Origin of the sequence: Flavobacterium sp. (assembly GCF_049318325.1) — a bacterium.
Lineage (GTDB): Bacteria > Bacteroidota > Bacteroidia > Flavobacteriales > Flavobacteriaceae > Flavobacterium.
In genome coordinates this window covers 1-6,311 of record NZ_JBMOGQ010000127.1, presented here as the reverse complement: position 1 = coordinate 6,311, position 6,311 = coordinate 1, and the positions used below count along the sequence as shown (strand labels likewise).

General features: G+C 35.6%; 5 protein-coding genes. 2 read left to right on the top strand and 3 right to left on the bottom strand.

Annotated elements, in window-relative coordinates; genetic code table 11:
- The first annotated feature begins 294 nt into the window (after positions 1 to 294).
- The gene (locus ACOYLP_RS10045) at positions 295 to 1,842 is read left to right on the top strand and encodes an Rne/Rng family ribonuclease (RefSeq protein WP_422856038.1); all 1,548 of its coding nucleotides are present in this window, start codon (positions 295 to 297) and stop codon (positions 1,840 to 1,842) included.
- A gap of 55 nt (positions 1,843 to 1,897) precedes the next feature.
- Here the strand turns inward: ACOYLP_RS10045 and ACOYLP_RS10040 are convergent, their stop codons facing one another.
- Positions 1,898 to 2,650, bottom strand: a complete 753-nt coding sequence (locus ACOYLP_RS10040) for an SIMPL domain-containing protein (protein WP_422856037.1) — start codon at positions 2,648 to 2,650, stop codon at positions 1,898 to 1,900.
- Positions 2,651 to 2,708: 58 nt separating this feature from the next.
- Complete coding sequence (locus ACOYLP_RS10035; RefSeq protein WP_422856036.1) at positions 2,709 to 3,155, bottom strand: nucleoside deaminase; 447 nt, start codon at positions 3,153 to 3,155, stop codon at positions 2,709 to 2,711.
- Between the two features lie 37 nt (positions 3,156 to 3,192).
- Here ACOYLP_RS10035 and ACOYLP_RS10030 point away from each other — a divergent pair, with 37 nt between their 5' ends.
- Entirely contained in the window at positions 3,193 to 4,995 is a 1,803-nt protein-coding gene (locus ACOYLP_RS10030) for a 1-deoxy-D-xylulose-5-phosphate synthase (RefSeq protein ID WP_422856035.1), read from the top strand.
- Here the strand turns inward: ACOYLP_RS10030 and dgt are convergent.
- The coding region (gene dgt, locus ACOYLP_RS10025; RefSeq protein WP_422856034.1) for a dGTP triphosphohydrolase at positions 4,992 to 6,311 on the bottom strand (1,320 nt) is incomplete at its 5' end. The two genes, ACOYLP_RS10030 and dgt, sit on opposite strands and share 4 nt — an antisense overlap.

Sequence of the window (6,311 nt, the reverse complement as noted above, 5' to 3'; positions counted from 1 at the left end):
GCCAAGTGGTAAAAAAAGAAAAAGACATAAGGTAGCGACGCACAAACGTAAAAAACGTGCTAGAGCTAACCGACACAAAAAGAAAAAGTAGTTTAAAACTACTTTTCTTTTTTTAGAAAACGTTCATTGAAATTGGAATTGAGAGATTCCGCCGGGTAAAAACAATACCTGTTTAAAATGTTTAATCCATCCTTACAATTCAGTTATGAGTTATGAGTTATGAGTTATGAGTTGCAAAACTTTTGACTTTCGACTTTTGACTTTCGACTAATAGTCTGGATAAAAATTTACAAAGTGAATAAAGAACTAATCATTAGATCTAGTGCTGACGCTGTAGATTTTGCCTTATTAAAAGATGGAAAACTAATTGAATTACACAAAGAAGAGGAAACAAGCAACTTCCAAGTTGGCGATATTTTTATTGCCAAAATAAGGAAACCCGTTGCCGGATTGAATGCTGCTTTTGTAAATGTAGGCTACGAAAAAGATGCCTTTTTACATTATCACGATTTGGGCCCAAGTTTTACTTCTTATTTGAAATTCATAAAACTTGTAAGCGCAGGTAAACTAAAAGATTTCTCCCTAAAAAACTTCCAGTTTGAGAAAGAAATTGACAAAGATGGTGCAGTAGCTGACATACTGAGTGCCAACCAGTCAATATTAGTGCAAGTAGTAAAAGAACCTATTTCTACAAAGGGCCCAAGAATAAGCTGTGAGCTTTCATTCGCCGGACGATTTTTAGTTTTAGTGCCTTTTTCTGACCGTGTTTCTGTTTCACAAAAAATAGAATCAAAACAAGAAAAAGACCGACTTAAAAAACTTGTACAATCTATCAAACAAAGAGGTTTTGGTGTTATTGTGAGAACAGTAGCAGAAGGCAAAAACATAGCCGAATTAGAAAAAGACTTGCAGAACTTAATGAATAGATGGACTGCAATGAGTAAAAAATTACCAACCGCACATCATCCATCCAAAGTATTGGGAGAGCTAAACAAAGCTTCTTCGATACTTAGAGATGTATTCAACGATACTTTTACCAGTATTCAAATTGATGATGAGGAGTTGTACCAAGAAACAAAGGACTATTTAGCCGAAATAGCTCCAGAGAAACAAAAAATTGTTAAGTTTTATCAATCGAAAGACACGCCATTGTTTGAAAAATATCATATTGAGCGACAAATAAAGACTTCTTTTGGACGAACCGTTTCTATGAGCAAAGGTGCCTATTTAATTATAGAACACACCGAAGCCCTTCACGTAATCGATGTGAATAGCGGAAACCGTTCCAACAAAGCCAACAACCAAGAAGACACTGCTTTGGAAGTAAATATGATAGCCGCAGCAGAAATCGCAAGACAATTACGTCTTCGGGATATGGGCGGAATCATCGTAGTCGATTTTATCGATATGAAAGATCCAGACAATCGCCAAGTGTTGTTCAACTTCCTTAGAGAAGAAATGAGCGATGATAAAGCAAAACACAAAATCTTACCACCAAGTAAATTTGGATTGGTTCAAATCACAAGACAAAGAGTAAGACCAGAAGTAAATATTGAAACAAGAGAAGAAAATCCAAATAACTTGACGGGCGATGTAGATGCGCCAATTCAGATTATTGATAAAATTGCTTTTTCGCTTGAAAAAATTATTAAAGACCACAAGAAAGTGAAATTAAATGTACATCCTTTTGTGGCAGCATACCTTAAAAAAGGTTTTCCATCATTACGTTCAAAATGGTTTTTTGAACATAAAAAGTGGGTGAAAATCATACCTCGTGACGCTTACACGTATTTGGAATATCATTTCTTTGATGAAAAAGGAAAAGAGATTTCAGAAAAATAAAAAAAACCGTCTCGTTAAAACGAGACGGTTTTTTTGTGCTTACTATTTTCTAAATTTAGTCTAATTCGTACTCTAATCTAACCATAATCCTAGCTGTTTTATTCTTACTATAAGTATCGTTAATTCCTCCGTAGCTATCATCTTCAGTAGAGCCTTGTCCAGTGATTTGGAAAACACCCATGCTGGCACGTTTAAGTTTTCCTAAGCTTCCATCAGCAGTTTTTACAATTTTAGTAGCTCGTTCGTTAGCGTCTTGAGTGGCTTTTTCAATTAAACTTTGTTTTAAACTTGGCAAATCTGAATAAGTATATTGAATTGAATTAGATGATAATTCAATCCCTGAATTGACTAATTCAGACGTTTTACTTGACACACTTTCTATTCGTTTCATTAAATCAGGATTCTTTTTTGCCGAAAAGGTAATGGTTTGTGTCGCTTCATAACCATCAAAAACTAGTTCGTATCGAGTTTGATTGTCACTATTCTCACTACGCACTTCCCTAAATTTCTTTTGAAAATTGACTGCTCCAAAACTGAATTCATTTGGTTTAAATCCTTTATTTATAAAAAAATCAGAAACAATTTTCTGGTCAGAAACAATCTTATTATAGGCTGTTTTAATATCGAAACTGTTCGTCGTAAAACTTCCAGACCAAAGAATTTCATCTGAAACAAAATCCTTAGTTCCTAATCCAATTACTGAAATCGAATCCAAATTTTCATTTCGATTTTGAAAAGACTTGCCCAAAATAAATGAAGTTATAATTATGGCAACGCCAATAATAATTGATGATTTTATTTTTTCCATGTTTGAAATTTATTGGTTTATATAGGAACGTAAGTTAATGTTTTTTATTGTGTTAAAATTAAACTCCTCTTCTTGATGCAAAAAAACGAAGCATTAAATCCGAGCATTCTTTAGCTAAAACACCATGAATTACTTTAGTTTTTGGGTGAATAATGGTGCCTAAAGTTTGATAACCTCGTTGGTCGTCAGAAGCACCAAAAACAATTTTTGAAATCTGACTCCAATACAAAGCGCCTGCACACATCTGGCAAGGTTCTAAGGTTACATAAAGTGAGCAGCCTTTTAAGTATTTTCCGCCTATAAAATTTGCTGCTGATGTAATAGCTTGCATTTCTGCATGAGCCGTAACATCATTAAGAATTTCGGTGAGATTGTGGGTTCTTGCAATAATTTTATTATCGATTACAATTACGGCTCCAACAGGAATTTCCCCTTTTTCAAAAGCGAGTTCCGCTTCCTGCAAAGCTTTCTTCATAAAATATTCGTCGGTGAAAGGATTTTCCATAAAACAAAAATACAATTTCAATTCGTACATTTGTGGCATGTCAAAAAAATTGCTTGAACATATTTTCAATCCAACTGATTTGCGAAAATTAGATGTTTCCCAATTGCCGCAACTGGCAAAGGAACTACGTGAATTTATCATTGACATCGTTTCGGTAAAAGAAGGCCATCTTGGCGCATCGCTTGGTGTTGTTGAATTAACTATCGCTTTGCATTATGTTTTTGATACACCAAATGATTTGTTGGTTTGGGATGTTGGTCATCAGGCATACGGACACAAAATTTTAACCGAACGCAAAAAAAAGTTTCATACCAACAGACAACTTGGCGGAATCTCTGGTTTTCCGAGACGCAATGAAAGCGTTTATGATACTTTTGGCGTTGGCCATTCTTCAACCTCAATTTCTGCGGCTTTGGGAATGGCTATTGCTTCGCAGCTAAAAGGCGAAAACAAAAATCATATTGCGGTGATTGGCGATGCTTCGATTGCAAGCGGAATGGCCTTTGAAGGTTTGAATCATGCCGGTGTTACAGATACGAATCTGTTAATTATACTTAATGATAACGCCATCGGAATTGACCCAAGTGTTGGCGCTTTGAAAAACTATTTGACGTCTGTCAAAGAAGGAAAAAATCCAAAACAAAATAATATAATTAATTCATTAAACATTGCCTATTCCGGACCAATTGACGGTCATGATATTGAAGGATTAATAAAAGAACTAGAAAGATTAAAAAAAGTAAAAGGCCCAAAATTTTTACACATAATTACAACTAAAGGCAAAGGGTTACAACAAGCCGAAGAGGATCAGGTAAAATACCACGCGCCAGGAAAATTTGATGCTTCGACTGGCGAAATTCATAAAAAATCAAATGAAAATTTACCTCCTAAATTCCAGGATGTTTTTGGGTTAACCTTAGTTGAATTGGCTAAAAATAACCCCAAGATTGTTGGTGTTACTCCTGCTATGCCCTCAGGAAGTTCAATGAAATTTATGATGGAGGCCTTCCCAAAAAGAGCTATAGATGTAGGTATTGCCGAACAACATGCGGTGACACTTTCTGCAGGAATGGCAACGCAAGGCATGGTCGTTTTCTGTAATATTTATTCAACATTTTTAAAACGCGCTTATGACCAAGTAATTCACGATGTGGCATTACAAAACTTACCTGTAATTTTTTGTTTAGACCGAGCCGGATTGGTTGGAGAAGATGGCGCAACGCATCACGGTGTTTTTGATTTAGCGTATTTACGCTGCATTCCGAACATGATTATTTATGCCCCAAAGGATGAAATGGAATTACAAAACATTCTGTTTACAGCTTCATTGGGCTTGAAACATCCTATCGCTATTCGTTATCCACGTGGGAGAGGTAAAAATACCGATTGGAAATTTCCTTTCGACTTTCAGAAAATTGAAATTGGCAAATCAAAAAAATTAAGAAAAGGAAAAAAAGTTGCCATTTTATCAACCGGAACTATAGCAGATAATGTAACATTGGCTCTTACCGATATTGAAGATCCTGAAAACCATTTTGCTCATTATCATTTTGGCTTTGTAAAACCTTTAGATGAAAAAAAACTGCACAAAATCTGTGATAAATTTTCCACGATTATTACTGTCGAAGATGGTGTTACAACCGGAGGTTTTGGAAGTTCGGTTTTAGAATTCGCTGCCAAAAATGACTACGTTAACGAAATCTTCCTTTGCGGTGTTCCCGATTATTTTATTGAACACGGAACCGTTGACGAACTACAACAATTTTGTAACATTGATGTTGAGGGTTTGCGTTTGTTGTTTGCAGGTTTGCTTGAGGAAGAGGAGCAAGATGAAGATTAAGCTGTTACAATTTTATTCAACTGTAATGCTTTTCCATCGGTAAGCATTGAGATGAAGTGACAAATGTGAAGTAATCTGTCGTACAAGTTTTCTTTTTCCAAATGATGTTTTTCAGGTAAAATTTTCAATAGTAATTTATCGTAATTTGTAGCTTTTCCATCATGATTGTTGTTGTAAGCTGTGATGAATTTATCCAATAAATTATTGATTATTTGGTAACCTGACAATTCTTTTTCAATTACTTCCCTACTTTGATAAATATTCTTTACGCTCAGTTTAATAATGTCATCCATTTGCGCTTTGTACTTGCTTTTATCAGTTAATGCAAAATGGAATTTTCCTTGTAAAATCGCTTCTTCGTTTTCGATAAAAACCCTTACTGCATCGTTGATTAAGTTCCCAATAGCTAAAGCACGCAAATAACTAATTCGGTCTTCTTTAGTCGTTAAAGTTTGATATTTGGCAGCATCAATAGTGTCTTTTACCAATTTAATTAAATATTCCAACGCAAAATCTTCGGAAACCAAACCGAGATTTATTCCGTCTTCAAAATCGATAATCGTATAGCAAATATCATCGGCGGCTTCGACTAAAAATGCCAGAGGATGGCGCTCAAAACCAATATCATTTCCGGATTTTTTCGGGATCATTCCCAACTCTTCTGCCACTTCTTTAAAGAAATCCTTGTCGGATTGGAAGAAACCATACTTTTTATCCGAAATGTTTTTGGTTGGTTTTTTGGGTAAACTTTCTTTTGGATATTTCATAAACGCCCCCAAAACCGCATACGTCAAACGCAGACTTCCTTCGATGCCGGGACGAGAACTCGAAAGCACCGAAAAACCATTGGCATTCCCTTCAAAATCTATCAAATCCTGCCATTGTTTTTCGGTTAATTGGTCTTTATATTGTTGCCCTTTTCCAATGGAGAAATATTCCCCAATTGCTTTTTCTCCAGAATGTCCGAATGGTGGATTTCCAATATCGTGCGCTAAGGATGCCGCTGCTACAATAGCGCCAAAATCGTTCATATGATACCCATGGACTTCCTTCAGATGCGGATATTTTTCGAGTATTTTTTTACCAACCAATCTTCCAATGGAACGACCAACAACCGAAACTTCTAAACTGTGTGTCAAACGAGTATGCACAAAATCGGTCTTAGAAAGCGGAATTACTTGGGTTTTATCTTGTAAACTTCGGAAAGCAGATGAGAAAATAATACGGTCATAATCGACTTCAAATCCGAGTCGTGTATCGTCTTGTTCTATGCGCAATCTTTTGCTTGTATCTCCTTGGCGTTTTAGTGATAAAAG